General features: G+C 53.4%; 4 protein-coding genes and 1 pseudogene. All 5 read right to left on the bottom strand.

What is annotated here, in order from left to right:
• Positions 1–187 precede the first annotated feature (187 nt).
• Positions 188–823, bottom strand: a complete 636-nt coding sequence (locus XALGPE39_RS16270; RefSeq protein ID WP_235429713.1) for a hypothetical protein — start codon at positions 821–823, stop codon at positions 188–190.
• A 7-nt stretch (positions 824–830) separates the two neighbouring features.
• A complete protein-coding gene (locus XALGPE39_RS16265; RefSeq protein WP_052689936.1) occupies positions 831–1406 on the bottom strand; it encodes a DUF6792 domain-containing protein in 576 nt (191 codons plus the stop codon).
• On the bottom strand, positions 1403–1999 hold the full coding sequence (locus XALGPE39_RS00015; protein ID WP_045726468.1) for a hypothetical protein: 597 nt from the start codon (positions 1997–1999) through the stop codon (positions 1403–1405). Before XALGPE39_RS00015 ends, XALGPE39_RS16265 begins: the two co-directional genes overlap by 4 nt.
• 190 nt (positions 2000–2189) lie before the next feature.
• Positions 2190–2699, bottom strand: a complete 510-nt coding sequence (locus tag XALGPE39_RS14950; RefSeq protein WP_082061783.1) for a DUF4189 domain-containing protein — start codon at positions 2697–2699, stop codon at positions 2190–2192.
• 52 nt (positions 2700–2751) lie between these two features.
• Positions 2752–3207: pseudogene (locus XALGPE39_RS15870) on the bottom strand (Type IV secretion system protein virB6); the annotation flags it as partial.

Raw genomic sequence — 3207 nt, 5'->3', positions numbered from 1 at the left:
GATGCGATAGCCAAGCAACATCACCCAGAAGGTGCTGGCCGTCAGCGCGATCACGCTCACCCACTGCATCGCGCGCGCCACCGTATGCCGGAGCGCTCCATCGGTACGTTCTGGTCGTTGCAAGTGACCGACCACCGGCAGCACCAACGCTGTCATGTCATGCTATTCCCTGCATCGTTGATCCCAGTCACCGCCCCAGCGATGGTTGCTGCGGGCTGCGCGCCATTTGCTGTTCCAACTGCTGTTGCTGAGCATACAGCTCATCGCCTAACTGGATCATCCGCTGCCCTTCGGGGGATTGCGAGAATTCAACGGCAATACGGTCAAGCGCATCGTTGTCGCCCGCTTGCAACGCGGCATACATCCTGTCGAGATAAGGATCGTTGAATGGTCCTGCGGATTGTTGTTGGGCGTGCATCACCGCCTGCGGTTGCGGCGACGTCGCCATGCTCGGCACAGGTTCGTTGTCGGGTACCTGCAATGGCACCTGCCATGCCTCCTGGATGGCTGTGCCATGTTCGTGCTTTGCATGGAGATGCTGCATCTGCTCGGGCCATGTGGGCGCGTCCATGGCACGACGGCCCGCGCCTGGCGCTTCGGCGCCGCGCAGCACATCGACGGCATCGTTCATTGCACCCTGCACGCCACGCGCGCCCAAGGTCAAACCGGCGCGTAATGTCGCAACATCGTGTCGGTAGTGGGAGATCATCGGCTCGTGCTGACGAGCTAAATCCTGCGCCGAGGCGTCTTGCAGTACCGAGTGGGCGTGCCGCCCCATGGCATCGACTGGCAGGAAGTTTTGGATCCCGTGCGCCGTCGTCATCAACTGCTCAGCCGCGCTCAACGGATTGTGCGTGTGTAATCCATGCGGATGATCGACANACCGGGTCGCCGGCTATCACATGATTGATAACAGTGTTGCCGCCTTCGGGGATGCGCCGGTCCAGGCTCACCGCGCCGTAGGCGTTGAAGGTTTCTCCGTGTAAATCGAAATAATGTGCGGTGACCTGCGCCAGATTGCCGCCAAGGGAGTGTCCGGTGACTGTGACAGAAAGCGCTTCGCGGTCCTTGCTGATGGTTTGTGCATATTTCAATACATGCTGGGTAAACGCGATGGCATCGGCAGCTTGTGCGTTGTGACGCGTGAAAACCATGCCACCATCGGCGAGCAGACCATCCATCATCATCTGACGTTCGGATTCAGTACCACGGTGGGCGATAATAAGCTCGCCTGTATCCATCTTCTTGTAGAGGATGCCTTGATAGCCAGATGCGCAGTCCACGTATTCGAGGCGTTGATATAAAGCGTCGCCGATTCTGACAGGATTACTATGGGGACCCGTTTCTTGAGGTGTGGCATAGACATCGCGGGCAAGCGATGCATATTGCAGGCTGGTCATGCTCATGAACTTACCTTCTCCGTGGTTAGTGTGACCTTGAATATATTATGGCGCGCTTTTTCATTGAAATGGTCAACATTCGTCTCACCATCATCGGGAAAATCATCCATATCTTCTTCTTTTGGGTAACGCCCCTTCCAAAAATAGATGACCCGAGGGTCTCCTTTATCAATATCGCTCTTGATTAACCAAGGCTGGAAGCGCGTTTCCTCGCGTTTCCCGGTCGCACGCAGGGTAATGCCAACGCCGATCAGCTCGAACCGGCAGACGCCCATGCCATAGTAGTCAGCATCGATCATGCCATCGGCATACAGTATTGCTATGTAAGTGGATTCATCGAGCTTCTTGAATTGAAGCGGAATGTCAGCTTCATTGGGTTTTGTCGACATGCCTAAGAGATGGTTGTCAACCGGCGTACAGCCGTCGTGATTCATCATCTGATAGCCAGCAACACCCGAAATATAACCGAATGGCCCAGGCGCATCTTCGATTTTCATCGTAATGCGGTACGCCTGGGCAGGATGCGGGTTTTTGCGGTAGATGGGGTTGCCATCGGCATTCACTTGCGCCGCGCCAGTCTTGCCAGATGTGGCACTCATGGGATTGCATCCCGCCAGAAACAGGGCAAGCAGAAAAACCCCGTGCTTTCTGTACTCCATTCACATCACCAGATTGTGTCGCGCCGCCAGGATGGCGACGCACACCAGATGCGCATCGAAAATCTCTCTTTCATCCATAGCATATCTATCCCTGATAGATTTGGTGGATAAAATTCACTCTTTTACCTTATTAAAATCTCTGGAATATTTGCCTTGTGCAATTCGTATAAATAATATTGCACCTAGTAGTTGCATTGTCTTTTTCGCAGTTATAAGTAGCCCTGCTGCTTATTTCATTGACGGAAGGACCGGAAGCAACATTCCTGATGAAATCCCCTTTTTTCTGAGCAGGCTCCGCTACTGCGACACATTGATTTTCATAAGCGTGAATAACATGACACTTATGTTTACTAGCGCCTTGGCATTTTTCAACGGCCTCATTTTCAGCCTCATTTTTACTTATCTTATCTGACGATACACCGACATCATCGGCACCATCATCCGCAACTGCCCCCCATGTCTTGAGCCATTTGCCAGCAGGGCGCGCTTTTTGTGTTTCTGGGATATCTTGTGGTATTGGCGCGCAACCAACTGCTCCCTGGCCGCCAATCGGATACTGTCCAGGGGGGCAATTACCCTCCGCATTTGCATCAATTGAAAAAATTAGCATAAAAAAAGCCATGCATGTCAAGTATTTCATAGGTTCGCTCTCTTTTTAATGCTAACTTGCCATGGGGTTTCTAACAAAAATTTCAGGAATTATCACGATCTCGTCCAGCTTGTCCGCGTGATCCTGTTGGCAGTGAAGGCACTGTGGGTGTCGCACCTGTAACTCTACTTGGTTGATTAGAATTAGAAGATGCTTCTCCATTACGACTGTCAGCTCTATGACTATTCGGCGCCGCCTGCGCCGGCACATAAGACCCCGGCGGCTGCCCCTGCGGTCCTGGCGATCCAGAAGAGCCAGTTGGATTGAATACCGTGTAGGCCATAAAGTTGCTCATATTGCCCTGCCACAACGCCGCTCCGATCGCCGGTAGGGACACGATCAACGCAGTGGCAATCAACCCGATCCCCCCCTGTTGCAAGGCCTGCGAAGACAAGCCTTCCGCATTGCCCAGGTTGATGAGTTTCGTGCCCCAGTAGGCCAGCGCAATCCTCGCCGTCATCTTCAACATGATCGCCGTGACCACCGACAGCACCGACAT

The organism is Xanthomonas sp. GPE 39 (genome assembly GCF_000963005.1).
Lineage (GTDB): Bacteria > Pseudomonadota > Gammaproteobacteria > Xanthomonadales > Xanthomonadaceae > Xanthomonas_A.
This window is presented reverse-complemented; position numbering and strand designations above follow the sequence as displayed.

What these genes read in the sequence shown, in the direction of transcription:
- XALGPE39_RS16270 (WP_235429713.1), bottom strand. Translation starts at nt 823, where the DNA reads ATGACGACGGCGCACGGGATCCAAAACTTCCTGCCAGTCGATGCCATG.
- XALGPE39_RS00015 (WP_045726468.1), bottom strand. Translation starts at nt 1,999, where the DNA reads ATGAGTGCCACATCTGGCAAGACTGGCGCGGCGCAAGTGAATGCCGAT.
- XALGPE39_RS14950 (WP_082061783.1), bottom strand. Translation starts at nt 2,699, where the DNA reads ATGAAATACTTGACATGCATGGCTTTTTTTATGCTAATTTTTTCAATT.